This is a genomic window from Marinobacter shunpengi, from assembly GCF_045449715.1.
In the GTDB taxonomy this organism is placed as follows: Bacteria; Pseudomonadota; Gammaproteobacteria; order Pseudomonadales; family Oleiphilaceae; genus Marinobacter.
Window position 1 is genome coordinate 1 of record NZ_JBJJLA010000015.1, and the last position, 25,274, is coordinate 25,274.

The following is a 25,274-nucleotide window of genomic DNA, read 5'->3' on the forward strand; positions in this document are numbered from 1 at the left end:
TGTAACCATCCCCTAAAATCGGTGCATGCGTAATTAGAGTTCTCCGGCCTACAATGAGGCAAACGGAGAACGACATGAAGAAATCACGGTACAGCGAGTCCCAGATCGTCAAGATCCTGAAGGAGGTCGAGGGCGGTCGCCTGGTCAAGGAAGTCTGCCGGGAGTACGGCATCTCCGATGCGACCTACTACAACTGGAAATCCAAGTACGGCGGCATGGAAGCCTCTGATGTGAAGCGCCTCAAGGAGCTTGAAGAGGAAAACCGCCGGCTGAAGCAGATGTACGCGGAGCTGAGCCTGGATCACAAACTGCTCAAGGATGTGATCGAAAAAAAGCTGTAAAGCCAGCCGTTCGACGAGAACTGGTGGATTACCTCAAGCAGGCTCACGGCGTCAGCATTCGCAGAGCCTGTCGAATCGCTGGCATCAGTGACTCTGTGTACCGGTATCGGCCGGATACTTCCCGGGATGAACCAGTGATTGCAGCGCTTCAGAGCGCGACTGAACGCTATCCCGCCTACGGCTTCAGCAAACTGTTCAAGGTGCTGCGACGCTGGGGTCACGGATGGAATCACAAGCGGGTACACCGGCTGTATTGTGCACTCAACCTGAATAAACGACGACGGGGTAAGAAACGACTCCCGACCCGAAACCCGGAGCCATTGAGCGTACCAGTCACCGTTAATCGGTGCTGGTCGATGGATTTCATGAACGACAGTCTGTTCTGTGGTCGCCGGTTCCGCACTTTCAACGTGGTGGACGATTTTAACCGGGAGGTACTGGCCATCGAGATCGACCTTAATTTGCCGGCCCCACGGATCATCCGGGTTCTGGAGCGCATCATCGCCTGGCGAGGCTACCCGGCCAGATTGCGAATGGATAACGGCCCGGAGTTCATCTCCATCGCCCTGGCAGATTGGGCGGAACAGCACGGCATATCGCTGGAGTTTATTAAGCCAGGGAAGCCGACTCAGAACTCCTACGTGGAGCGCTTCAACCGAACTTACCGGGACGAGATCCTGAACATGTATGTCTTCCGGAACCTCACCGAAGTCCGAGAACTGACCGAGTCCTGGATAACGGAATACAACGATGAGCGTCCCCACGATTCACTGGAAGACCTGACGCCATGGGAATACCTGGCGAAACACCAACGGGCGGAAAACTCTAATCAGCGGTGCAACTGAAACAGGGATGTTTACACAGGCGGGCCAGTATGGGAGGGATCGTCTCGAGAATAGCTCCCCGTTTGGCGGGTTGAATGATGCGGCCTGTGTAGTCCACCAGCTCCAGATAGTCCCGCAGTCTGAACATGATGCCGTGCTGTATCTCATTCCTCTCGTTTCCCTCAAAGTTCAGTAGTGGTTTCAGGGATACGGGAAACTGGCGCAGATACCCGGAATCCAGTTGGTTCTGAACAGCCTGTGCCAGATCGAACTGAGGTGTCAGTCTTTCCTTGATGCTGGTGTAATCCGAAGCTTCCGGCGTTTCCGCCATAGCCGCCCTCACCGGGTTCAGGTCCACATAGGCCATGCAGCTCAAAAGCGCCTGCTCGGTTAAAAGAGCTTGCGATTTGAAGCGGGATTCCCAGAAATGGCCGGTACAATCGTCCTCTCGATTCGCCTCTCGTGCGATCGGTTCGTTCAGACACTTCATGAACCAACTCAGGTCAGTCAGTCGTTTTCGGTAAACAGCAACCGGATCCGGTCTTCGATCCACTGGCGCCGGTGTTCATAGCTCTTGCCAGTCTCCCGATCGTACCCACACAGGAACGTGCGGCGGACGCAGCGTGAAACCACGTGGTAATAGGGAGTGTCGCTAATGGCAATCAACTGCTCACGGGGACGGGGCATGGAAGTCCTTTCCAGGTTGGAATCCGATCAGGAACTATGAGCCAACAACCCCATCTGCTCAATATCGCCTTGTGCGACATTGGTGCGGTTGGTGGACGGGCATCCAATAGTGGACACCCAGTAGTGCCGAGAAACTTTCCTTTCCTGTCTGTTTCCTCCCCGGTCAGACTTCCAACGTAGGCACCAGTCGCGAATCCTCAATCGCCGCCGTGCGGTGGTGAACGATGGCCTTATATTCAGGACTGTCAATCATCTTCAGGAACGCATCCAGCGAGGGGTAACGTACCAGAAGTACCTCGTCCCAGTGTTCGTCCTCCGGGCCGATCAACAGTCCGGTCGGCTCACCGGACCAGACCAGGTCACCACCAACGGCGTGAATACAGCGAATGGCGCCTTTGCCGTATTCCTTGTACGCCTCACGGCCGCTAATGCCGCTTCGTCCATCCTCGTAGTTGGCCTGATCACGGAACTGCAGCAGGTTGAGCATCACCACCGGTTTGTCTTTTGGTGTACTGGCCAGGACGTCGGAAATGGCGCGGGAAGTCGGGTTTACGGTCTTCATGGGCTTGTTCTCCCGTGATTTGTTATTGGGCTTATCAGTAGAAGGCTACGCAGCATGACGGGAAAGAATGCCGCAATTTCCTGCTTTGACGCAATGCGTATGCCCGCCGGAACGCCGTCCCTTTCACCAGCCGATCACCGTTGACAGGCACTAAGAAATCCTGACCTGCCCCGCAGATCAAGGATGCCTAATTCATGAGAGACCCTCGTTGTCACCCCCTCATTGAGGGCGACGGCGGAGAAGGAGCCGATCAATCAGGAAGTACGCCACCATCACAGCACACCAAGTAATGGGGAACGCCAACCAGTTACCCACATAAGACCAGGCCGCGAGGGCCACCACCACACCCCCAAGCATGAATACCTGAAGCAGGATGTCCGATATCGACTCCGGAAGAGTCTTCATAAAGTCACTATCCCTGAAGCGTTTCACTTGCAAAGATCCCCAAGATGAGCAGTGTCTGAAGTGGCGCAGAACTCGCTGATCGGAACCAGTGCTGGCGATATCTGGTTGAGGAGGAACCGGGACAGGCCTACTTTGCTGACCCGGATTTGTGCTACAGAGGTGGAAAGGCTCTTTTCGTCTGGTTACTTTGTACGCCTCATCAATAAAAACACAACCGTACCAATCAGAACGGAAATTGCGAGATAGCTGGGCAACGTGACAGAGAAAACGAATTTCGATCCTTCCAGCCGCTGTTCATCCGTCAAAACTGAGCCAGTAATACTATTATAGCTATACAGAAAGACCAGGAAACTGGACACGAGTGTGATGATCGTGACAAAACCAGCAGAAAATAACGCCCACTTTCCTTGTGACATCACTTCACCTCCCAGAACCAGATCTTCTTACTTTTATTCAAATCTGACACCATACCGAAAAATTCGGCGAAGGATCGATACAACATCGAAGAGCTGGTTATTTCGTTCTTGTTCCATAAATCAATATGGTCGCCACTTCGATTCGCGTCCGATTCACTGCCCCTTGACCAATAGTCCTTGAAAAATACGATGCCAGTTCTCCCTTCAAGGTCATCCTGGAATGTCGCGGGATCAATTTCCTCTCGCTGCCCCATCCCGTTGATGCTGGCTTTGCTAAGCCATTGAGCCAGATCTTCGGCAAGTAAAACGTGCTGCATGCCACCATGCGACCAGCATTTATTGCCAGAGATGTTTTCCGTCGAGAGACCAGAACGGATAATAGTGTTTGGTTGGTCGCACATCGTCAGGAGGGAAGGAATCGAAATGTTAAGCGCTTCCCTCCATGAACCGCTGCGAATGACCCATGCAAGGCTACCTCGCAGGTAAGAAAACTTCAACGAACCAAGGGAATTAGGCCATTCGTCGTTGCCTGCCATGCTCTGTCGCTGACTCTGGAAATAGTCGGTCTCGGAAGGGAGCGGTTAAAAATGGCGCGGTTACACCTCCTTTTGACCTGAAACTGCCTTTTATCGCCACAGAGCTCTATACTGCCGACTGCTCCTCGGCAGCCAACACCGCTTGGGCAGTGTCAATAGGACCTGCCGCAAGCCTTGCCAGGCCAACCACAGCTACCCATAAGGCATTATGAAAGTTCCAAAACGGTTACAACCCCTGGTAGACGACGGCCTGGTGGACGACGTGCTGTACCAGTTGATGAGTGGCAAGGAAGCGCAGGTCTATGTCGTGCGATGCGGTGACACCCTGCGGTGTGCCAAAGTTTTCAAGGAGGCGCAGAAACGCAGCTTCAAGCAGGCCGTGGAATATCAGGAGGGACGCAAGGTCCGCAATACACGGCGGGCCCGGGCTATGGGCAAGAAAACCCGGTACGGTCAGAAGGAACAGGAAGATGCCTGGCTCAATGCCGAGGTTGATGCACTCTACCGCCTGGCGTCCGCCGGAGTCCGCGTTCCCGAGCCTTTCGGGTTCGTGGATGGGGTGTTACTGATGGAACTGGTTGCCGATAAGACCGGGAAAGCAGCGCCTCGCCTCGACGATGTCACGCTCAGCCACGAACAGGCCATCGATTACCACCGTCGTATTATCGACGAGGTGGTTCGTATGCTGTGCGCCGGGTTGGTCCATGGTGACCTGTCAGAGTTCAACGTACTGGTGGATCCTCAGGGGCCGGTGATTATAGACCTGCCCCAGGCGGTCGATGCGGCCGGCAACAACAACGCCGAGCGCATGTTCCAGCGCGACGTGAACAACATGCGTCGGTATTTTGGCCGCTTCGCTCCGGAACTGATGAATACCAACTACGCTGGCGAGATCTGGGACCTTTACGAATCCGGTAAACTGCATCCTGACAGCCCGCTGACGGGGCTGTTCCAGCACGACGAAACCGCCGCCAATGTGGACGAAATCATGGACGTCATCGACGCGGCCAAAGAGGAAGAGCAGGAACGCCGGGAACGTCAGCAGGACGACGAGGACTAGTAACAAAAGTTCGCCACCCTACCAGGCCAGCCAGATAACATGGCGGGCGCCCTTGCCCGGTCGGTGGGCCCTTACCGTTACCGGATCCACCGACAGCCCCGCCCGCCTGAGTCGCTCGGTAAAGGCCGGGTCCTGTCCCGCAGACCAGTAGGCCAACACACCCTCTGGCGTGATAGCCGCCTGGGCCGCCGCAATGCCGGCCGTTGTATAGAGCCAGTCGTTTTCTTTACGGGTCAGGCCCTCTGGCCCATTATCGACATCCAGCAGAATCGCATCCCAGCTTTGCTGCGATGAGCGGATCAGTTCAGCTACGTCACCGATATGGACCTTTGCCCTGGGGTCACGCAGCGGATAACTCGCAGCCTCCCCCAAAGGCCCGCGATTCCAGGCTTCAACCTCCGGCACCAGTTCGGCCACGACCACCTCGGCATTGGGCCCCAGTGAGGCAAGCGCCGCTGCCAGTGTAAAGCCCATACCCAGTCCGCCAATCAGTATTCGGGGGGCCGCGTGGTCAGCCAGGCGCTCGCAGGCAAGGGTCGCCAGGGCATCCTCGGATCCATGCAGGCGGCTGTTCATCAGCTCACCGGAGCTGCCAGCAATGCGGATAGAGAACTCGTCATTGCGCCTCAAAAGGCGCAGCTGGGTGCCCTTGCCAGGGATGGTTGCGGTGCCAATCTGATCAAAACGCGCCATAAAAAACCTTTGCAGCAGTGTAGGTGCCCGAGAAAGTTGCCAGAGTACACGTCCGGGGCAAAGAAAACCCTCTCTTCTTTTAGCTGCTGGTGAAGACATTCAGAAAGAAGCAGAAGAGTAACCGCAATATGCCTTCCCGGCCGACTCAAGCTCTAAGATGGATCTGCCGTGGACAGGCACTTGGGAATGGCCGTTTGCGACGGGCAAGACAATCAGATGATGGACAAGCACTTCTTTAACTTCTTTACTGTCGAACACCGGTTCAATATTGATACGGGTGAAATGCGCCGGTCTAGGGTGAATCCGGACTCAGTCCCCCATTAGCTTGAGCCAGGCGCAGACGTTTTTGCCTCGGACGACACCTACGCCCGGTTGGCCACCTAAACGGACTCGCTGTAGCGGCGGTAAACGATTGCAGAGGGAGAGCGTATGCCACAAATCCAGAAATACCCCGCTGGCTGGCGGGTATTGCATTGGGTAATGGCCCTGATGGTTCTGACGCTGATACCCGTTGGCCTCTGGATGGCTTCCCGTGCGGAAGCGGACATCTGGGGGGCACTGACGAACACCTTATACAGTGTGCACAAAGCCGTTGGCTTCACCGTGCTATTGCTGATCATTGTTCGGATCTTGGTGAAATTCCGAATGAAAGCCCCGCCCTATCCGGAATCAATGCCACGCACCTTACAAATGGCGGCCAAGAGCGTACATCACCTCATCTACCTACTGCTGGTGCTGACACCGTTATTTGGCTGGGCCGGTGTGACAGCGTTTCCGGCTCTGACCATAGTGGGCGATTTCAGTCTGCCCGCGATGCCTTTTGTAGGCCAGGACGAGGCACTCGCCTCCCGCCTGTTTTACATACATGGGTGGCTTGCGATAACGCTGGGCGTACTCATTGCCGGCCATATCGCGGCAGCCCTGCGTCATTTGCTGCGCAAAGACGGTGTCTTTCAACGGATGGTCTAACCATTGTACAAGGACCTGTCCTGGATTTTCCGGGTGCAGGCCTTTGGTGGCGCAAGAGCGAGGCCTGACCCTCCTCTGTTTTGCCTCATCTAACTCTCTCGGAGACATGTTGCTCGACACGAATCGCCAGGGCGTCTTTACGCCCAATGGGTTTGGGGCCGGTTTCAACATCGTGGGCAGCAGTGCTGAACTTCTCATCCGCGATATACCCGAGCCGGCACCGTTGCTACTGCTGAGTACTGGCGTACTTGGTGTCTGGCTGCAGCGCAGGAGGACACCGAGGCACCAGAAGGGGCAGGAAAACGTTACCCTGTCCCAATTACCCCACCGTTCCCCGCCTAACCCCTAAACCTGCGCGTAGCCCCCGTCAACGAACACCTCGCTCCCCGTCATAAAGCTGCTGTCGTCGGACGCCAGGAATGCCACCGCGCCCGCGGTTTCCCTGGGATCGCCCAGACGCTCAAGCGGTACGGTCCGTTTCATCTCACTCAGGGCTTCGGAAGGGAGCAGTTCCATCACCTTGTCTGTTTTGGTCGGGCCAGGAGACATGACGTTCACGCGAATGCCGGTGCCCCTGAGATCATGCGCCCAACTGCGCACCAGGTTTCGGACGGCCGCCTTGGAGGCGCTGTAGATGCTCATGGCGGGGGTCCCCATGCTGCCCACCGTGGAACCGGTGAGGATGATGGAGCCGCCGTTCTTCATCAGAGGCAGGGCCTTCTGGACGGTGAAGAGGGTGCCTTTGACGTTGATGTCGAAGATGTAGTCGTAGTGCTCCCCGGTGATCTGTCCCAGGCTGGCGAACTCGCCGACGCCCGCGTTGGCCACCAGTACGTCCAGGTGCCCTTTTTCTTTCTGGATCGTTTCGAAGACGCGGTCGAGATCCTCCGGTTTCGTCACATCCGTCTGGACGCCCCGGGCGTTGGATCCCAGTGTTTCAGCCGCTTTGTCGAGGACGTCCTGGCGCCGTCCGGCAATGAAGACGAAGGCGCCTTCGTCGATGAGGCGTTGGGCCGAAGCCAGGCCGATGCCGCTGGCTCCGCCTGTGATCAGTGCGATTTTACCGTTTAGCCGACTCATGGTTGGGTCTCCGTGTGTGTTGACTCGATTCGCTTTCACGATATATAAAACACTTACAAATGTTCAAGTATGCACCTTTTGGTAAGTACCCGTTATGGCGAAAGAAAACTCAGAAAACCCACGTTTCATTTGCGGCCTGCATGCGACGCTGCACGTGATCTCCGGGAAGTGGAAGCCTTTGATTCTGTTCTTTTTAAACAAGGGCCCGACGCGTTACGGCGAGCTCAAACGAAGCGTCCGGGGCGTGAGCGACAAAATGTTGATCCAGCAATTGAAGGAGCTGGAGTCCGACGGCGTCGTCCAGCGAACCGACTATGGGGAGATCCCGCTGCGCGTCGACTACTCGCTGACGCCCTTCGGTACGAGTCTGGTGCGGGCCATGGAGCCGCTTTGCAACTGGGGCGAGGCGTACGAAGAGGACATTGCCGCAGCGATGGACCGCCGGAAAGCCCGCCGGTAGGAAACGAAGCCGGGAACGGTGAGCGGGGCGAGAAACCATGGACAGGCACTCGAAAAAACGTATAAGGCCAAGCGATATTGACGGTTGGATCAGCAACTTCCGATAAAATGAACTCCTTGTTGAGGCCACAGGAGATTTGATAGCAGCACGACCCTTCGAAGGGCTGACCATACTCTTGCATTGCTTGCCTTTGGCATTGATACTGTTGCCTTAGGCAAACATATAAGGGGCTCCCAAATGTCGTTCAACCGGTATGAAGACCGTGCTGAGCAAATCCGCAGTTTCAATCGCTTCTACACTCGTCAGATTGGCGTGCTCCATGAATACCTGCTGGATAGCGAATTTTCGCTCACAGAGGTCCGCATCCTGTATGAACTGGCCCATTGCCAGATGCTCACCAGCTCCGACCTGTGCCGCGGGCTCGGTCTTAACGCAGGCTATGTAAGCCGTGTAGTTTCGGGTTTTGAGAAGAAAGGGCTGATCACCAAGTCTCGCTCCCCAACCGATGCTCGGGCGACTCAACTGAAACTTACGGACAAGGGGCTAGCGACGTTCAAGCCATTGAACGATGCATCGCGGCGCGAGGTCAGCGCCATGTTGAACAAGCTGTCCGAGCCGGCCCAACAGGAACTGGTCGATGCAATGGGCCGAATCCGAAGCGTGCTGGGCGAGCCATCGCAAAGCTACATCCTGAGAGACCCTCAGCCGGGCGATATGGGTTGGGTTGTCTACCGGCAGTCTGCCCTGTACGCACAGGAATATGGTTACAACAACGAGTACGAGGCACTGGCCGCTGAGATCGTCGCGAAATTCTTGCGACAGTTCGATCCGACTTCCGAGCGATGCTGGATAGCGGAAAAAGACGGCAAGGTGGTCGGTTCCGTGTTCATCGTCCGCCAGGATGAGAGCACCGCGAAACTGCGCCTGCTCTATGTCGACCCTTTCGCCCGTGGTCTTGGAATCGGAAGTCGCCTCGTGGACGAGTGTCTACGGTTCGCGCGTCAAATCGGATACCAGAGGATAGTCCTTTGGACTAACAGTGAGCTGACTGACGCACGCAGAATTTATGACCGGGCCGGGTTCCAGTTGATTGAGGAGGAGCCATACCACAGCTTCGGTAAAGATTTGACGAGCCAGGTTCTGGCACGTGACTTGTGAATGGCAAACTGGACAGGCGCCCCAAAGAGAGAGCCTCCAATCCCAAGCCGATACCCGGCAAATTGCACTGCGGACATCACCGAGCCCAAAACTGATCAACACTTATCCAGATCATCGGATTTCGGGCCCGTTTTCCCGATTTCAGGTCAAACCTATCCCTTGGCCCGACGCCAATAAGCGGTGTTCTATTGAGGGAAGCCTTCAGGTCAGGCTGCTCGTCGTCGCCTGCCCTGCTCTACCTGCTGGCCTCATCGATCTGTTGGGCGTGGGGACTCAGCCGTACTGGCTGACGAAGGGCATGGTTAACCTCCGGGTGACTTCCTACCCTTCGTCATCACAGAAATACGTTCACAGCTCATCTTTTTGATAGCGTAACCGGTCGGACCTTAATCCGCCTGCTCTTCTATTTTCTCTCCTGCTGATTCTACGTCCCTGCCGAACCCTTCCATGGTGTTGCAGCCAGCCATGCCGGCTGCAAGCAACAATACGAGTATCAAGGGGCGGAATATGGCCCCAACCGTCAATGTCACTTTCATAGCCATCTCCTTTAGCAACTGCCTTATTTGGCTTCAAAAATTGAAGCCCATACCCATAACAGGGACCCATAACAGGGACAGATCTGTTTTCCAGTCCCGAATTATTTATACAGTCAGATCACTCCCAGTGGTTGGGATGATCGATTGGCATCGCCTGTACGTGCGCGCCGGCAGAGAGAGTAACGCTACCAGGTTGATAACAGACAAACCGGATCGATTAACCATTGCCGATTCCCCATAGATTTAAACCCACCAAAACCAAAGCATTATTAACGCCAACAGCAATTAGCGTTCTGATTCAAACGACTGGCCTCGGGCCTCATAACGGGGTGTAAACAATATCGACACATCCATAAAGGGACCATGGACAATCCAGACGGATCAGGGGGGCAACGTTGGCCGCTCCTGTCTATTCCTCTATGCTTCTCTCATAGACTAACAGTGTCCATTGCACCGGAGTTAGTCCATACGAACACGCTTTCAACACAGGGAGGGCAGCTTCGATGACAGAAAACCGCAATGAAAAGGACAGACTACAACAACAAATAGCTGCGAAACGCAAAGAACTGGCCAGGTACCTTGGGAAAGCGGAACCCAGGAACACAATGCTGATGACCACTTCCATTGTGTGCGGCGCGTTGGCGGCGGCCTTTACGGCGGGCCCGGGTTTTGGGGGTGACGGGTTTGTTGGTCAGATCAAAGTGTCCGAATCTCTGGATTTACCGCTGTGGCAAGTACTGTGTTTGCTGGCAAGCCTTATGTCGATGATAACGGTGATCGCCAATGGGCTATTAAAGTTTAATGACTTAACGGGGAAGATCTCGGAAGCCCGAATGAATGATGCAAAACTGGAAGGTTTAGAGACCATGATTGAATTCGGGCAAATAGACCTGGGGCAAGCAACGCGTGAATATACCGAGTGCTTATCCAGAATAGCCCACATTTAGTAGCGCCCCTCGAGAGAACGGAAACAGACACTCACCAAACCGGACACTTCTCCATGCCGGTGCCCGGCCTGCCATAGGACACCGGCCCTCTCCTGGTATGGATGACAAATCCTGTTTATTTTTTATACTGAAAAAGACTGGCGATTCTCAGCCATGCAATCGGGACGCGCCCCTTCAGCTGACAAGATAACCGTACCTCACGAAGACGGGCTCATGTACGACAGCACGACAAGGGAGCAGAGTAGCCATGAGTGACAGTACCGCAAGGGACAACGACCAGACACCACTTCAACCCACCAACAGCCAGGGACATGTGCTGACCCTGCCGCTGGAAGACCTGCAGGTGAATCGTGAGCCGCACGGTTACGAGCGCTGGATGATTGCCAAACTCCTGCGTATGGCGGGGTCTCCTCCGGTCAGGTTCCTGCTGTGGAACGGCGAGACCATAGAACCGGAGGGAAACCCGGCAGAGTTCACCCTGCAACTGACCGACCCCAAAGCGCTGCGGTCCCTGGCCGCCAACCCCAACCTGGCTTTTGGTGACCTGTACAGTGCCGGTCGGCTGCAGTTGCCGGATGGCGACCTGCCGGATCTGCTGGAGACGCTCTACCGGCACGTACACCGGGCCATGCAGAACTGGCCCAGGTGGCTTGAGACGCTGTGGCAGAATCATGCGCCCCGTTCCACCGGCATCGACGAAGCCAAAGAGAATATCCACCACCATTACGACCTGGGCAACGATTTCTACCGCCTGTGGCTCGACCGGGCCGAAATGCAGTACACCTGTGCCTATTACGAAACACCAGACGCCACCCTTGAGCAGGCCCAACTGGCAAAGCTGGAACACGTCTGCCGCAAGCTCCGCCTGCGGCCGGGCATGACCGTGGTCGAAGCCGGCTGCGGCTGGGGTGGACTGGCACGTTACATGGCCCGTCATTACGGCGTTAACGTCCACGCCTACAACATCTCCCGGGAGCAGATTGCCTATGCCCGGGAAGAGGCAAGGCGGCAGCGCCTGGACCACCTAATCGACTACGTGGAGGACGACTACCGCAATATCAGCGGCGAATACGACGCCTTTGTCTCCATCGGCATGCTCGAACACGTTGGCAAGGAGCACTACCGGGCGCTGTCCGACCTGATCAAGCGCAGCCTGAAGCCGGACGGACTCGCCCTGCTCCACAGCATAGGCCGCAACCGGCCCATGCTGATGAATGCCTGGATCGAGAAACGGATTTTCCCCGGGGCCTACCCGCCCAGTATCGGCGAGTTCATGGGCATCTGCGAAGCCAACGACTTCTCGGTGATGGATGTGGAAAACCTGCGACTGCATTACGCCCAGACCCTGACCCACTGGAAAGAGCGTTTCGATCAGAACGAAGGCAGGGTTACGGAAATGTACGACGAGCATTTCACCCGGGCCTGGCGCATGTACCTGTCCGGCTCAATCGGTGCCTTCCGCGCGGGCTCCCTGCAACTGTTCCAGGTGCTTTTCAGCCATGGGGAAAACAACCATATCCCCCGCAGTCGGCAGGATCTGTATACCGCCCCTGCAACACCGGAGGACGCCTGATGGACACCTACGACCTGATCATCATCGGCGCCGGCCCGGCAGGGTCCACACTCGCCACCGCACTCGAAGGCAGCGGCAAACGGGTGCTTCTGCTCGACAAACAGGCGTTTCCCAGGGACAAGACCTGCGCCGGCTGGGTAACCCCCGCAGTCATGACCAGCCTTTCCATTGACCCCCAGCACTACGGGGTCGGCCGCACCCTGCAACCTATCCGCCGCTTCCGCATCGGCATGATGGGACAGGCGCCGGTGGAAAACGACCATGGCGAGATTGTCAGCTATGGCATCCGCCGCTGTGAGTTTGACCACTACCTGTTGGAGCGAACCGATTGTGACAAGGTGCTCGGGGAACCAGTGAAATCCATCGAGCGTGAGAATGGCGACTGGCTGGCTAACGGCCGCTGGCGGGCTCCCCTGGTGGTTGGTGCCGGTGGTCACTTCTGCCCTGTTGCCCGTCTGCTGGGGGATGGCCCCGGCAGTCATGAGACGGTGGTGGCGGCCAAGGAAGTGGAGTTCAGAATGACACCGGAGCAGGCAGAGACCTGCAGGGCCAGCGGCGACACCCCGGAACTCTGGTTCTGCCGCGACCTGAAAGGTTATGCCTGGATCTTCCGTAAGGGCGACTATCTGAATATCGGACTGGGCCGGGAGGACAATCACAGACTGTCGGATCACCTGCACCACTTTGTCGAGGAGATGAAACACACCGGCCACATTCCCCCCGACCTGCCCGGCCGCTTCAAGGGGCACGCCTACCTGCTCTACGACCACGCCCACCGCCCCTTGGTGGACGACGGGCTGATGCTGCTGGGCGATGCCGCCGGTCTTGCCTATACCCAGAGTGGCGAAGGCATACGGCCCGCCATCGAATCGGCCCTGATGGCCGCGGAGGTGATCCGGGCCACGACACGCTGTTCAGCCACAGCCCTTCAGCCATACAGCGACGCCATCGCCCAACGTTTCGGCAGCCGCGCAGCGTCACAGGACAACCGCTGGCAGTTACCGGACTGGGTCAGGACACCACTGGCCGGCACACTGATGCGTTCCCACTGGTTTACCCGCAAAGTTGTGACAGAGAAATGGTTTCTGCATCAGGAAGTGCCACCACTAAAGGCAGCTGTCTGAGAAAGGCGGGCAAGCGAAGCTGACCGTGGCTGAATAACCCGGCGCTGGCCTACGTTCGACAACGCACCGACCAGAGCCGTCACTTCCTTTATTTTCGGAACTTCAGCCTGCTTATACCTGAGCTCATGGTAAGAGGCAGGAACCGGAGGGGGCGAACCTGGAGATCAGCTCATGGAAGTTTACGAGGATGAGAACCGGAACATCAAAAAGGTTGCTGACAGGGTAGCCAGCTATCAGCGCACGAAGAGCATCACGGGAGCTGGACAGCCTGTTGATAGGGATGAAACCGTGTCGGGAGGCACCCAAATGGCCAGCCATCGAATTCTGGCGCTTGTGCTGCTTGCGGTGGGTCTGGTCCTGATTTTCTTCGGATATCAGTTCTCCCAGGATCCAGGCGGTGACATGGCCCATACCGTTACCGGACGCTTCAATGACGCTACCGCCTGGCTTCTGTTCCTGGGCGCAATGGCCGCGCTGGCAGGTTCTGCGGTGACGGGTATTGAACTGGTGCTGTTTGGTAAATCCACAAACAAATAACACCGGAAACCACGACGGCCCAAGGGATGTCCTCATTGGCACCCGATCATCGTCATGACCTTCATGGTATCGCTGAAAGGGGCGTTAATCCGGACGTTAACCAGGAGGATTCTGGGGCACTTTTACGACTGGTCAAGGCGGGGAAACCGTGGACGAGAAACCGTGGAAAGGCACTCCTAAAGAGAGAACCTCCAGTCCCAAGCCGGTAACCGGCAAACTGCAGCGCGGACATCACCGCTTGACCTGAATTGATCAAGGTTTGGCCAATTCATCAGATTCCGGGCCCGTTTTCCCGAATTTAGGTCAAGCGCATCCCTTGGCCTGGTGCCAATAAGCGGTGTTCTCCGGGGAGAGAGTCTTCGGATCAGGCCGCTCGTCGTCGCCTGCCCTGCTCCACCCAATGGTTCTGAGCGTAACGGGCTTCGAATTCGCAGGCTTCCTGCAGCCACTCGTCCGAAGAGGGTTCCAGGCGGGTCAGTATGGGAGGGATGGTCTCGGGAATAGCTCCCCGTTTGGCGGGGTGAATGATGCGACCTGTGTAGTCCACCAGCTCCAGATAGTCCCGCAGGCTGAACAGGATGCCGCGCTGTACCTCGTTCCTCTCGTTCCCCTCAAAGTTCAGTAGTGGTTTCAGGGATACGGGAAACTGGCGCAGATACCCGGAATCCAGTTGATTCTGAATAGCCTGTGCCAGATCGAACTAAGGTGTCGGTCTTTCCCTGATGCCGGTGTAATCCGAAGCTTCCGGCGTTTCCGCCATAGCCGCCCTCACCGGATTCAGGTTCACATAGGCCATGCAGCTCAAAAGCGCCTGCTCGCGGGGGCGGGGCCTGGGAATCCTTTCCAGGTTGGGTATCCAGCCATAAACTGTGATCGAACTGGGCTCCTTGCTCAATATCGCCAGTTGCGACGCAAAATGGAGAGCATTACGGCTGAGCAAGGCAACGTGAGATTCCGGTTTGAATGACCACGGAAACCACAGACGGGCACTCCCCACTCCCTGCAAGACTTGTCGACAGACTATGAAACATCCGGGTTATGGGAAATATTTCTGGCGGTGCGTTGGCGGCTAGCCTATGTTTAATCGAGCCTGTTAAGTAGTCGGAAGGAGCGCCCGGTGGACGGGGTGTCCGGCAACCCCTCGCATCAAAGCCAGCCTCAGATCCGCTTTCAGGCAGCGGAAAATGTCTATCCCGCAGCCAGTGAGTCATGTAAAGCATCAGGTGCCGGAGCGACTGTTGCAGAACGGCATTGACAGCAAAGGTCGTTTGCAAGGAGGGAGCGATGAGAGGCACTTGGCTTTTTATGTTGTTGGCGGTCACGAACACGGCCAGCGCTCAGGATGACCCGAGATTCAGTATCAGCGTCGGCGCTTTTTTCACGGACCGTGAAAGCCAGACCAGAATCGACGGTGAAGCGGGACGGGGAACGGATGTAGACCTGGAGGATGATCTCGGACTCACGAAATCGGATACGGTTTTTCGCGTGGATGGCTACTGGCGCTTCGCTGAGAAGCATCGGTTTGACTTTAGCGCGTTCGACCTTTCCCGCTCCTCAACGAAACAGATCGATAAGGAAATCGTCTGGAACGATACGACCTACCCCATCAACAGTACAGTGGAAGCCGATCTCGACCTTACGATCTACAAGGCGGGATATACCTGGATGTTTCTTAAACGCAATCGCAGCTTTCTTGGTGCGACAGTGGGCCTGTACATAGCGGACATCGGCGCAGAACTGTCCACATCCGGGGGCGGCAGTGTAGAGTCCGATGACCTCACAGCGCCCTTGCCCATTATCGGCCTTCGCGGGGAATACCGGTTTGCCGACAGGTGGTCACTTCGCGGCAGCGGGGAAGTTTTTGCCGTCGATTATGGGGACTATGAGGGCTCTTTGTATGACCTCTTCGCCGGTCTCGATTTCAGCGTCACGGAGACCATCGCAATAGGCGTCGGCGTTAACAGCGTTAAACTCGACGTAGGTGTTTCAAAAGACAACTTCCAGGGAGACATAGACTGGCAGTATGACGGTGCCTTGGCGTATCTCAAGTTCGACTTTTAGGCGCCTGGCCCAAGCATCGGTCCATGTTCTATCACGGGACATTGTATTTAGTGGTTCAATGATTCTGGACAGCCACGTAGGTGGCGAGATCGCCACCACAAACGAGGTGTCTCAGGAGGGTGGTCCAGGAGGGCCACCCGAACCCGTTTCTTCTGTCCCGCTTTCTGCTTACCGGACCTCAACCACGATCTGGTGGATCTTGCCGGCAAACCGGGTTTCCTCAGGTCCATACCCGATACCCTGGGCAACGGGGGTCTGATTGTCGAGTCCGACATCAGCGGTTTCATCCGCCGAGAAAACATTAGGCTGAGTACGCCCGATACGCCCTTCAGCAACCTTTTCTCCGTTGACCAACAAGGAGGCATTACCCCCCTTACCACTGCCGTTACCGTCGTAGTCGAAATTCAACACTACCGTTGCAGGTCCCGGTGCTAGCGGGGCCGGGCTCTCGACTACGAAGCGCTCCAGTCCAAGCCAGTTGTACTCATAGGCGGGCCTGCCATCGCGCAGGTGCAGCGACCAACCGCCATAACGACTGCCCTGCACCAGTAGCGCGCCCGAGGCCCCCTCTTCGGGGATTTCAATCTCGGCGGTAATGGTCTTGGAGCGGTTTTTCACGTTGATAAAGGTGTTCTCCAGCATTCCGTCCATCCCCTCGTACAACGTCAGCGAGGTACGGTCGCCGATAAGGTCAGGGCGTCCGGCAACGGCTGGGTTGGCGCGGGCAATCGTGCGGTCATCAATGGGCAGCACGCGATACTTGGCTGCCTCGGTCATAAACAGGCGTTTCAGTTCCTCCAGCTTCTCCGGGTGCTCCCCCGCAAGATTGTTGGTGAGACTGAAATCTTCCTCGACCTGATAGAGATCCCACACGTCGTCTTCCAGGGGTGTCTGTTTGCCCGTTTGCCAGGGAGCGCGGTGGATGGTGCGTGCAAACCAGCCATCGCTGTAAATGGCCCGGTTACCGAATATCTCGAAGTACTGGACAGTATGGCGATCTTCCGCGTCGGCGTTGTTGAACGTGTAGAGCATGCTGGTGCCCTCCATCGGTATCTGCGATGTGCCGTTAACCTCACCGGGTTCAGGTAGTGTCGCCGCTTCCAGCACTGTTGGCGCCACATCGATAACATGGCTGAACTGGCTGCGCAGTCCTCCACCCTGCTCTATTCCATCAGGCCAGTGCACCACCATGCCGTTGCGGGTGCCACCAAAATCGGAGGCTACCTGCTTGGTCCAGGTAAAGGGCGCATCGAAAGCCACTGCCCAGCCCGCAGACATATGGGGGAACGTGTCCGGGCTGCCCCATTGGTCGATCAGCAGCACCAGGTCTTCGACCTTCTCCTGCACACCGTTGAAGTAGGTCATCTCATTAAACATGCCGACCATACCGCCCTCTGCGCTGGTGCCATTGTCACCGGCAATATAGAAGATCAAGGTGTTATCCATTTCGCCTATATCCGCTATAGCATCGACAAGACGCCCGATATGGTGATCGGTATGGGCGACAAAGCCGGCGAAGGTTTCGGCCTGGCGCCGGAACAGTTTTTTCTCATCATCGGACAGCGTGTCCCATGGAACGATGTCATCAGGGCGAGGTGCCAGCTGAGTGTTGGCAGGAATGATGCCTGACTGCTTCTGCCGTTCGTAACTTGCCTGTCGCACCATATCCCAGCCGTTGTCGAATTCGCCCTCAAACTTTGCAATCCACTCTTTTGGGACATGGTGAGGTGCGTGTGTCGCACCCGTCGCGAAATACATGAAGAAAGGTTTGTCCGGCGTCATGGATTGTTGGGCTTTCATCCAGTTGATTGCCTGATCAGTCATATCTTCGGTGAAATGGTAGCCTTCCCGGCGAGGCGGATTGATACGCTTTACACCGTCGAAGATCAATGGCGACCACTGGTCGGTCTCACCGCCGATAAATCCGTAGAACTTGTCAAAACCCTGGCGGGTGGGCCATCGGTCAAAAGGCCCGGAGATGCTGGTTTCCCAGGCCGCGGTTTCGTGCCACTTACCGAACGCACCGGTGCTGTACCCGTTCAGGCGCATCATCTCGGCCAACGGGGCAACCCGGTTCGGAATGCGCCCGGTATTGCCCGGGTAGGCGGTAGACGTTTCCATGATGGAACCGGCGTTCGCCGTGTGATGGTTACGGCCTGACTTGAGCGCGACGCGAGTGGGTGAACACAGTGCGGTTGTGTGGAAGTTGTTATAGCGCAAACCACCCTGCGCCAGTTGCTCTAGGGTGGGTGTGGGGATTGGCCCGCCAAAGGTGGATGTGGCCCCAAAGCCGAGATCGTCGATCAGGATGATCAACACGTTAGGCGCCTTGTCCGGCGCTTTTACCTCAAAGCGCGGTGGTGGTTGCGTGTTACGCACGTCCAGTTCTTCGTAGGTCGGCGGTTCCGGTTCAGCAATCGGTAAAACCGTGCGGTTCAGCTCCTGAGGTGATTGCGCGGAAGCGGTATTCGGTGAGCCTAAAAGCGCGGCGACAACGACAAGTATCCAGGTACTATTTGTGTTGTTAAACATGGGTTCCCTCCATTCATACAGGCACCGTTCCAACAACGACGGCTGTGTTTTGAAAGCAACCGAATAGCGTGTGACCTATATACCTTGTCATGCGCCAGCGAGTCCTTGAATCAGAATGGCAGAAAATCTGACGTTAGTACTGTGCGGAATGGGGGGTGCTTGAGTGGTTCTATCCCCTGACAGAGACTTTGCAGTGAGGTCTCGGCGGTACAGCCATGATTCTTATCGATCGTTCGATATAGAATCACTAATATTAAAACTTCGTCATGATTTTATGCTTATTGATAGGATGCTAATTTACCATCATAAAAAGGCACTCCCCAGGAAGCTACTCCAACAATTTATTCCTGGTTCGGATATCATGGATCCTTGAAGTTGGCGAATAGGCCAACCGTTAACCTGGAGAACGTCATGAGCAAAAAACCCGAGAAAGCCACTTTAACGACCGCCATGATCAAGGAGCAGACTGACGCTTTTCTGAAAGCCGGCGGTACGGTTGAGTATGTAGGCAAGGGTAAAAGTGGACGGGAAGCCTCTACCGGTTCAAAGCAGATCAACCTGAAAGATGGCTGAAATGGGCCCATTGAGGTAGAGGCTCAGATCCACCAGCCGTCCAGTCCTTGCCCTGCTCCGGACACAGCCTCACCGCCAGGTCATCTGGATGTATCCGGCTTCATGGCTTTAATCCAGTTGTAGCGCCTGGGCAACGACCAGCTTTGGTTGTCTGCCAGCACCGGGTGTTGAGGGAGATTGACGACGAGTGCAACGATGCTTGCCAAGACCGGGGTGCAGTCCTACGTTTAGTAGGTAGCCACTTCCCAGGAAAGAACTGCGCCGTTGTACCGACAATCCCATCCATCAATGCATTCGGTTTACTCATCAGGAGGACGTCGCATGGATACCCGTCACTTTCACAAACCCTCCGCCCAGACCGTGGGCATTTCAACGCTCGTGTTGGGCGTTATCGGGCTTATCGCCGGTGTCTGGTATTATCAGGAGCAGTCCCCCACCAGAACGAAACGCCTTAGGCGTGGAGCCAACCGCCAGCTGAAGCGGGTGCGGGGCCATTTCCGGGATGATCACGTCTCCACCGCTGCCAAGACCGGACTGGCGATCGGCGCCCTGGGCGCACTCGCAACTCTGATTCTGGGCGGATCTGAAGCCTACCGCCGCTATCACCAGTAACAGACCGGATGTTCCCCCTCCAGGTGGTGTGGGGATAACCGTGGCCCGCGGGGTCCGGTTGGTGTTGCTGGCGTCCCTGGCGATCCTCGTTGCGGTCACCAGCGGCTGCGCCAACCACGTGACGGTACCGGAAGACCCGACGTCTCCAACCCGGGCCTATCTGGTGAACCATGGTCGCCATGCCAGCCTTGTGCTGCCTGACCCGGACGGCCAGTGGAGGCGCTACAGCCATGGCGAATGGCGCTGGTATGCACTTGACGAAACGGGACCATTTCGCGCGATGCAGGCGATCCTCTGGCCAACCCGGGCTGCCATCGGCCGCGGCATCCTGAGTCGTCCCCCTGAGGGTGGCGGGCCGGTCCCGGGCATACCCGAAGGTTATATCGAAGCCATCCCCTTCCAGGTCAGCCAAATTCGCGTTGTCGCGTTACGTAAACGCCTTGACGATCATTTCGATAATGCGGAAACGCGCCAGTACCAGCCGATCTATGAGCTTGAGTTCGTGCCCTACCCCCAGGATTACTGGTTCCTGCACCAGTCCAATGAGGTCACCGCCGACTGGCTGCGGGCGCTGGGCCTGGAGGTGCGTGGGCCCACCCTGTTCTCGGACTGGGATTTTCAGTCCAACTGAATCTGGAAAGACGCGAGCCCGTCACTACGATCGCCGCCCACACAACAGGGATTCTGGAATGTTCGGGACCTATGCCGTCCACTGCTTCCCGAACTACCGAAATCTGCGCTAGTGTGTCATCAGGCCCGCGTCGACTGGAGTCCTGCTGATGGACCACAATGCCTACCGCACCGCCCTGACCGAATCCAGCGCCGGCACCGAGCGTTTCTTCCCCCCGGAGGAGTTCACCGAACGCCGTCGCCGGGTGGCCGAGGCCATGGCCGAGCGAGGACTGGATGCCCTGCTGGTGACCGACCCCGCCAGCCTGAATTACCTGACCGGTTACAGGACCTTCGAGGTCTCGGTCCATGCCGCCCTGGTGTTTCGTGCCAACCACTGTTTCCTGCAGGTCCCGTCCATTGAGACCGGGCCGGCGGTCACCACGGCCTGGGTGGATGAGATTTCCGGGTATCAGTGGGAAGACATCGAATCCGTGGTCGAACCCCTGGTCTCGCAGTTACGCGGTTGCCGTCACATAGGCATTGACCCCTGGAATGCCGGACTGCGTTATGGGGTGATGGATAAACTGATCGCCCAGTTGGGCCGGGAGCGATTTGAGGCCTGTGGCGACCTGCTTGCCGGCGTCCGCCTGATCAAGACGGAAGCCGAGATCGAGTGCCTGCGGGACAGTGCCCGTATCACCGAGGCTGGCCTCCAGGCCGCCATTGCCATGATCCGCCCGGGAGTGGACGAGAATGCCATTGCCGCCGCTGGTGCCAGCGCCATGCTGGCGGCGGGCAGCGAGTTCATGAGCATGCAGCCCATTGTCACCAGCGGCCCGCGCATCAGCGTGATCCACCTGAACCACCAGCAACGGGTCATCCAGCCCGGCGACCCGGTGTTCCTGGAATTCGGTGCCGTCCGCCAGCGCTATACCGCGCCCATGATGCGCACGGTTGTGGCCGGCGAGCCCAGCGATCAGATGCTTCGTTTACGGGACGTTTGTCGCCGTCTTCATGATGCCCTGCTGGAATCCATGCGCCCCGGCAACCGTTTTGACGACGCTGCCCAGGCGGCGGAAGCAGCACTGGCACCTGTGGCCGGTGAGGTGTTCTTCTCCGGCGTGTTCGGTTACTCCGTGGGCGCGCAGTTTCCACCCAGCTGGGTCGAGGGCACGGGCTACATTGCCCGGGGGCAGCAACGGCAATTCGCCCCGGGCATGGTGTTTCACCTGCCACTGTGCCTGCGCCTGCCCGGCCAATGGGGCATCGGCATGAGCAATACCGTGCTGGTAGGTGAGCGGGAGACCCAGCCCTTGACCCACAATGACTGGCAACTGACCACCTGTGTCTGATCGCCTCCCTTAACATTCACGCTCATTTCACAGTAATTTACGATGCCTCGGTCATTCGGACAGCCGCCTGCGGAGAGTGAAGGGAGAGTAATACCGCTTACCCGGAAAATCGTCCTTGAACGTCCTCGAACCGTCGGTTTCGTTAACCAGCCCCTGAACGTGGTATCGACGGACTTTCAGGTCATGGTAGGCCGCCAGGTCAACCCAGACGCCGGGCATGTCGTAAAAATTCTTGAGCATGGCCATGGTAACGCGCCAGAGATTGCCCGCTTCGTCGTACTGGTCGGCCAGGGCAATGTTCCAGCTGTCCTCGTCAATGTAGAATACACGTTTGTGGTACAGGTGACGGGCATCTTCACGAAGGCTGGCCTCTACCACGTGCACCCGATGCAACTCCCAGCGGGTCAGCTCGGGATTCAGATGATGATCATCGAGCACCTCATCGTAATCATGCTGGTCACTGGACAACTGATAGTTGTTGTAGGGGATCAGCATCTCCTGGCGACCCAGGTAGCGCCAGTTATAACGATCCAGTGCACCACTGAAGATTCCTGTATCGTCCACGGTCCGCAGATTACCGGATGAGGCAATAGGGGCATCATAGGCCAGACTTGGCGCTCGCCGGACTTCACCCGAACTGAAACCCCAGGCCTTGCGAGGCTCCTTGACCTGGTCGAGCGTTTCGTGGATCAGAATGCCACCACCGGCGTACTGCGCCGGTGCCAGCACGGAAGACAGATAGTAGTAGAGAATGTTGTCGAGGCTCTCTGGACTGCCGTCCTCCCGGTTCCAGTTAAAAAACAGCTCCTGGCGTATTGTGATGAGCCTGAAACCGTCGCCTGCTACAATCACGTCCGCAAACGTCGACTCGGTGTGACGCCCCCGCCAGCGGGTTAGATGGTTCCACATGGCCTGCATAGCCTGCTCCTCGCTGGAACCATGGAGGATCGGGAAGGGGTGTCCACCAAAAGCATTCTGGATACCATTACCGCCGTTGACCAAATCGGCCCGGACTGCATTTTTGCGGGAATTATTCGCAATATGGTCTGGGGCGGCGTGACTCCGGCGAGTAGGAAAGACTTTCATCTTGAACGTTTCTGGGTAAGCCATGAACATCGCCGCCGCGCCATCCGACACTTTTTCGCGGTACTCGTTCAGGTTCCGGGCCGTCACCGTATAGCGCGGCTCGTCATCTGGATAGGGATTGATGTGATGGTCTCCGCTACCTTCATAATCTTCCGGTATGCCGGTATCACCACCTGTCCAGCGGGGAATGGTGCCCTCCGAATTACCAGCCCGGATCGCGCCGAAGGGGGTCAGGCTGTTACCCAGGCGGTTAGCCTGGCTCTGGGAAATAGCAGCGTGACTGGTGGTTGCACTCGCCACCGCGAGCAGTGACAGGCACAACATGATAATCAGCCCTTTTTGCATGGTCTGGTGCTTTTTGTTGTTTTGATTGAAGCTCGTCATAGTGGCTCGATTCCTTACAGCTCTGGATCCAATGCCCGAACCCGCTTACCCTCAAGCGCGTTAAAGCGATCTTCGATTAGCGTATCCAATGCCCTTTCACGGTCGGCACGACTGAGGCCGGACTCGCGAATGGCATCCCGTTCCCGGGCGTACTCGAAAAGTCGTTGATCCCATTTCTCCCGTTTGCGATCCAACGCCGCCAGGTTGGCGGCCGCTGTGTGGCCTAATGTTTCGGCCCTTACTTTATAAATCTCTTCCTCTCCCGCACCGGTCCTCTGCATGCTTTCAATGGTGGCGTAGAGTTCCGCATCACGAGTCACGCGCTGGCGCACGGCACGGATTTCGTCCGGGAGTGTTTGATCAAGAGACGCTATCGCTTGCTGCCGCTGTTGGTCGTTGAGGGAAGGGTTTTGTTCGATCGTTAAACGTTGCAGCATGTACTCGTCCTGCACGTTGTCTAGCTGAAAAAACGCTTCGCCTTCCGCTTGGGAGAACAGTTCCTGACGCAGGGCCGTCATTTGTTGAAAACGTTCGCGTAAGTTTGAGACGGGAGCCATGCCGTTTGATGTGACCGGTGTGGAGCTCCCTTCGATCTCTCCGAGTGCTATTCGATAATCCACATAGCGGCGCAATAGATCCTGTGCCTGAGCAAGGGCCTGACCTTCCAGGCGATCACCCAGTGACTGTCGAATTCTCGACAACAACAGATCGAGTGGTTCCTCGCCTAGCGCGGACAAATAGAAATCAAACAGGATAAGCAAGTCATGCTCCGGCACTAAGTTGCCCTGCTCATCTGTTGTAAGTACCACACTGGGTTCAGCACCCTGTAGAGAGGCCGGTAGCGGACCCAGTTCCGAACGTTGAGTCAGAGCGCTGGCATGGACCTGGTCGTTGTTGGTGTCCAACTTGGAACCTGTCGTGGAAGCAGTCGGATTCGATACAGTTGCCACTTCGGAGGTGGCTGCGGTGTGCTGGTCTGGTTGAATCAGAAGTTGCACGCCCACTATGACGGCAAATACCGCAACGACGGCGGCGCAACACATAAGACGACGGCGAGACACTGACATATGTTTTCCTTGGATAAGTACTGGCGACAACATCTTCCCGAGGGGAGACTCCCGTTCCGCCACCAGGCGAAACAGGAGGTTTTGATCAGAGGCCTGCGTTTTTCAGGCGATTGGCGTGATTCTGGAACAGGGTTACTGGCTTGGTTTCGAACAGCGACACCAGTCCCAATACATGGTTGTTCACGTCGATGTGGTTCATCCGGTAATCGTCTTTCAGAACCTGGCCAAAGTGACTCGAGCATTGTCCGGTGACACCGTCGGTAGGCTCATCGAAAGCGGAGGCAGTAACCGCAAAAAGGCCATCGGAGATATCAAGACCTGACGTCACGGTCGCAGTGCCGCTCCAGGAATACATCCTGATAGTGTGGCCGTTCACAGTGGCGCTGGCTTGTCCCTGGCCACAGGAGGTGCTTGGCACGCCCACCGGGAAGCGCTTGTTGAACGCAGCGGCACCGGCTTTATTGAACTCCGCCAGCATGGCGTTGATATCGGCCTTATCCTGCTTGTTGTCGGACATCAGATTGACGAGATCACCCAGTGCATTGGAGAACACTTCAAAAGTCACTCCTTGCAGCGTGCCGGGCTCCGCGATGCCCGTTGCCACATCGGCAAGTGGCGAACCCTTGTGCGGGGTATGCATTGTGGTGACAGAAGCCACCAGGTCCGGACGCACGTTCATGACATAACGTGCAGTCATTCCCCCCTGGCTGTGCCCCATCAGGTTGAATTTCCGGATCTTGCCGTTCGATGTGGCCCGGATATTTTCCAGCTGTTCTATCAGCCTTTCTCCGCGCCTTGCGGAACTGTCAAAGGCATTGATTTTCGGTACGAACACTGTGGCGCCCTGAGATTCCAGTGCGGCAGGGATTTTGTACCAGTAATCGACGCCAGCGATGCTGTCGAACGCGAAAATCCCGGGGACGAGCACAATCGGGTGCCTGGTTTGCGATTCATTCTTCTTCCAGAAATCGAGCCAGCCGGCCTGGGCAGACACTGTGCCGCATAGCATTAACGCTGCTACCGCCGGTATGAGTAACTTTTTCATGGGGTTTTCCTTACCTGTTGAATCATTGTTGTTTTGGATACC

Annotated in this window: 28 protein-coding genes; 15 read left to right on the top strand and 13 right to left on the bottom strand. The window is 56.7% G+C overall.

Translation table 11 applies throughout. The features are described 5' to 3' along the window. Positions 1–74 precede the first annotated feature (74 nt). Positions 75–1,186, top strand: a protein-coding gene (locus ACJO3T_RS08045) for an IS3 family transposase (protein WP_406977608.1) whose coding sequence is annotated in 2 segments (ribosomal slippage) — positions 75–336 and positions 336–1,186 — 1,113 coding nt in all. Because the reading frame shifts where the segments join, the coding sequence is not laid out codon by codon here. On the opposite strand, the gene ACJO3T_RS08050 is transcribed toward ACJO3T_RS08045, so the two are convergent. From ACJO3T_RS08050 to ACJO3T_RS08070, 5 genes are all read right to left on the bottom strand, one after another. Further along, a complete protein-coding gene (locus ACJO3T_RS08050; protein WP_406978232.1) occupies positions 1,167–1,655 on the bottom strand; it encodes a hypothetical protein in 489 nt (162 codons plus the stop codon). The genes ACJO3T_RS08045 and ACJO3T_RS08050 overlap by 20 nt on opposite strands. Before the next feature lie 17 nt (positions 1,656–1,672). Then, positions 1,673–1,852, bottom strand: coding sequence for a hypothetical protein (locus ACJO3T_RS08055; RefSeq protein WP_406978233.1), 180 nt, complete (start codon positions 1,850–1,852; stop codon positions 1,673–1,675). Positions 1,853–2,015: 163 nt separating this feature from the next. Further along, entirely contained in the window at positions 2,016–2,414 is a 399-nt protein-coding gene (locus ACJO3T_RS08060; protein ID WP_406978234.1) for a DUF1330 domain-containing protein, read from the bottom strand. Between the two features lie 219 nt (positions 2,415–2,633). Next, the gene (locus tag ACJO3T_RS08065) at positions 2,634–2,819 is read right to left on the bottom strand and encodes a hypothetical protein (RefSeq protein ID WP_406978235.1); all 186 of its coding nucleotides are present in this window, start codon (positions 2,817–2,819) and stop codon (positions 2,634–2,636) included. 415 nt (positions 2,820–3,234) lie between these two features. Further along, positions 3,235–3,771 carry a T6SS effector amidase Tae4 family protein gene (locus ACJO3T_RS08070; protein ID WP_406978236.1) on the bottom strand — a complete coding sequence of 179 codons (537 nt, stop codon included), beginning with the start codon at positions 3,769–3,771 and terminating at the stop codon, positions 3,235–3,237. 208 nt (positions 3,772–3,979) lie between these two features. On the opposite strand from ACJO3T_RS08070, the gene ACJO3T_RS08075 reads away from it, so the two are divergent. After that, the gene (locus ACJO3T_RS08075) at positions 3,980–4,831 is read left to right on the top strand and encodes a PA4780 family RIO1-like protein kinase (protein ID WP_406978237.1); all 852 of its coding nucleotides are present in this window, start codon (positions 3,980–3,982) and stop codon (positions 4,829–4,831) included. 18 nt (positions 4,832–4,849) lie between these two features. Here ACJO3T_RS08075 and ACJO3T_RS08080 read toward each other — a convergent pair whose 3' ends face one another. Beyond that, the gene (locus ACJO3T_RS08080; protein WP_406978238.1) at positions 4,850–5,524 is read right to left on the bottom strand and encodes a polyamine aminopropyltransferase; all 675 of its coding nucleotides are present in this window, start codon (positions 5,522–5,524) and stop codon (positions 4,850–4,852) included. A 429-nt stretch (positions 5,525–5,953) separates the two neighbouring features. On the opposite strand from ACJO3T_RS08080, the gene ACJO3T_RS08085 reads away from it, so the two are divergent. Together ACJO3T_RS08085 and ACJO3T_RS08090 are read left to right on the top strand one after the other, a co-directional pair. Beyond that, complete coding sequence (locus tag ACJO3T_RS08085) at positions 5,954–6,493, top strand: cytochrome b (RefSeq protein ID WP_406978239.1); 540 nt, start codon at positions 5,954–5,956, stop codon at positions 6,491–6,493. A 106-nt stretch (positions 6,494–6,599) separates the two neighbouring features. Continuing rightward, complete coding sequence (locus ACJO3T_RS08090) at positions 6,600–6,842, top strand: PEP-CTERM sorting domain-containing protein (protein ID WP_406978240.1); 243 nt, start codon at positions 6,600–6,602, stop codon at positions 6,840–6,842. On the opposite strand, the gene ACJO3T_RS08095 is transcribed toward ACJO3T_RS08090, so the two are convergent. Further along, positions 6,839–7,573 (bottom strand): SDR family NAD(P)-dependent oxidoreductase, encoded by a 735-nt coding sequence (locus tag ACJO3T_RS08095; RefSeq protein WP_406964761.1) that lies wholly within the window; start codon positions 7,571–7,573, stop codon positions 6,839–6,841. The genes ACJO3T_RS08090 and ACJO3T_RS08095 overlap by 4 nt on opposite strands. A gap of 94 nt (positions 7,574–7,667) precedes the next feature. Between ACJO3T_RS08095 and ACJO3T_RS08100 the strand changes: the two genes are divergently transcribed. Together ACJO3T_RS08100 and ACJO3T_RS08105 are read left to right on the top strand one after the other, a co-directional pair. After that, on the top strand, positions 7,668–8,033 hold the full coding sequence (locus ACJO3T_RS08100) for a winged helix-turn-helix transcriptional regulator (RefSeq protein ID WP_406964759.1): 366 nt from the start codon (positions 7,668–7,670) through the stop codon (positions 8,031–8,033). Between the two features lie 237 nt (positions 8,034–8,270). Next, complete coding sequence (locus tag ACJO3T_RS08105; RefSeq protein ID WP_406978241.1) at positions 8,271–9,191, top strand: bifunctional helix-turn-helix transcriptional regulator/GNAT family N-acetyltransferase; 921 nt, start codon at positions 8,271–8,273, stop codon at positions 9,189–9,191. Between the two features lie 386 nt (positions 9,192–9,577). Here ACJO3T_RS08105 and ACJO3T_RS08110 read toward each other — a convergent pair whose 3' ends face one another. Then, positions 9,578–9,727 (bottom strand): entericidin A/B family lipoprotein, encoded by a 150-nt coding sequence (locus tag ACJO3T_RS08110; RefSeq protein WP_406964756.1) that lies wholly within the window; start codon positions 9,725–9,727, stop codon positions 9,578–9,580. Between the two features lie 503 nt (positions 9,728–10,230). Here ACJO3T_RS08110 and ACJO3T_RS08115 point away from each other — a divergent pair. The 4 genes from ACJO3T_RS08115 (at position 10,231) to ACJO3T_RS08130 (ending at position 13,908) form a co-directional block, all read left to right on the top strand. Then, positions 10,231–10,674, top strand: a complete 444-nt coding sequence (locus tag ACJO3T_RS08115) for a hypothetical protein (protein WP_406978242.1) — start codon at positions 10,231–10,233, stop codon at positions 10,672–10,674. A gap of 247 nt (positions 10,675–10,921) precedes the next feature. Further along, complete coding sequence (locus ACJO3T_RS08120) at positions 10,922–12,247, top strand: class I SAM-dependent methyltransferase (protein ID WP_406964753.1); 1,326 nt, start codon at positions 10,922–10,924, stop codon at positions 12,245–12,247. Next, the gene (locus ACJO3T_RS08125; protein WP_406978243.1) at positions 12,247–13,371 is read left to right on the top strand and encodes an NAD(P)/FAD-dependent oxidoreductase; all 1,125 of its coding nucleotides are present in this window, start codon (positions 12,247–12,249) and stop codon (positions 13,369–13,371) included. The genes ACJO3T_RS08120 and ACJO3T_RS08125 overlap by 1 nt, the downstream gene beginning before the upstream one ends. A gap of 171 nt (positions 13,372–13,542) precedes the next feature. After that, positions 13,543–13,908: a DUF3185 family protein gene (locus ACJO3T_RS08130; protein ID WP_406978244.1), complete on the top strand. Its 366-nt coding sequence runs from the start codon at positions 13,543–13,545 to the stop codon at positions 13,906–13,908. A 364-nt stretch (positions 13,909–14,272) separates the two neighbouring features. Here ACJO3T_RS08130 and ACJO3T_RS08135 read toward each other — a convergent pair whose 3' ends face one another. Then, entirely contained in the window at positions 14,273–14,455 is a 183-nt protein-coding gene (locus ACJO3T_RS08135) for a hypothetical protein (protein WP_406978245.1), read from the bottom strand. Between the two features lie 737 nt (positions 14,456–15,192). Between ACJO3T_RS08135 and ACJO3T_RS08140 the strand changes: the two genes are divergently transcribed. Next, a complete protein-coding gene (locus ACJO3T_RS08140; RefSeq protein ID WP_406978246.1) occupies positions 15,193–15,969 on the top strand; it encodes a hypothetical protein in 777 nt (258 codons plus the stop codon). Between the two features lie 168 nt (positions 15,970–16,137). On the opposite strand, the gene ACJO3T_RS08145 is transcribed toward ACJO3T_RS08140, so the two are convergent. Continuing rightward, positions 16,138–18,501 (bottom strand): sulfatase-like hydrolase/transferase, encoded by a 2,364-nt coding sequence (locus ACJO3T_RS08145; protein ID WP_406978247.1) that lies wholly within the window; start codon positions 18,499–18,501, stop codon positions 16,138–16,140. Between the two features lie 411 nt (positions 18,502–18,912). Here ACJO3T_RS08145 and ACJO3T_RS08150 point away from each other — a divergent pair, with 411 nt between their 5' ends. The 4 genes from ACJO3T_RS08150 to ACJO3T_RS08165 all read left to right on the top strand — a co-directional run bounded on the left by ACJO3T_RS08150 (position 18,913) and on the right by ACJO3T_RS08165 (position 21,650). Next, positions 18,913–19,074: a PFL_1563 family small protein gene (locus tag ACJO3T_RS08150; RefSeq protein WP_406964749.1), complete on the top strand. Its 162-nt coding sequence runs from the start codon at positions 18,913–18,915 to the stop codon at positions 19,072–19,074. A 321-nt stretch (positions 19,075–19,395) separates the two neighbouring features. Then, a complete protein-coding gene (locus tag ACJO3T_RS08155; protein WP_406964748.1) occupies positions 19,396–19,686 on the top strand; it encodes a hypothetical protein in 291 nt (96 codons plus the stop codon). 40 nt (positions 19,687–19,726) lie between these two features. Next, on the top strand, positions 19,727–20,317 hold the full coding sequence (locus ACJO3T_RS08160) for a hypothetical protein (RefSeq protein WP_406978248.1): 591 nt from the start codon (positions 19,727–19,729) through the stop codon (positions 20,315–20,317). Positions 20,318–20,465: 148 nt separating this feature from the next. Then, positions 20,466–21,650 (top strand): M24 family metallopeptidase, encoded by a 1,185-nt coding sequence (locus ACJO3T_RS08165; RefSeq protein ID WP_406978249.1) that lies wholly within the window; start codon positions 20,466–20,468, stop codon positions 21,648–21,650. A 51-nt stretch (positions 21,651–21,701) separates the two neighbouring features. On the opposite strand, the gene ACJO3T_RS08170 is transcribed toward ACJO3T_RS08165, so the two are convergent. The 3 genes from ACJO3T_RS08170 to ACJO3T_RS08180 all read right to left on the bottom strand — a co-directional run bounded on the left by ACJO3T_RS08170 (position 21,702) and on the right by ACJO3T_RS08180 (position 25,232). Continuing rightward, positions 21,702–23,081, bottom strand: coding sequence for a DUF1329 domain-containing protein (locus tag ACJO3T_RS08170; RefSeq protein WP_406978250.1), 1,380 nt, complete (start codon positions 23,079–23,081; stop codon positions 21,702–21,704). 53 nt (positions 23,082–23,134) lie between these two features. Next, positions 23,135–24,187 (bottom strand): lipase secretion chaperone, encoded by a 1,053-nt coding sequence (locus tag ACJO3T_RS08175; RefSeq protein ID WP_406978251.1) that lies wholly within the window; start codon positions 24,185–24,187, stop codon positions 23,135–23,137. An 85-nt stretch (positions 24,188–24,272) separates the two neighbouring features. Next, entirely contained in the window at positions 24,273–25,232 is a 960-nt protein-coding gene (locus tag ACJO3T_RS08180; RefSeq protein WP_406978252.1) for an esterase/lipase family protein, read from the bottom strand. Positions 25,233–25,274 lie beyond the last annotated feature (42 nt).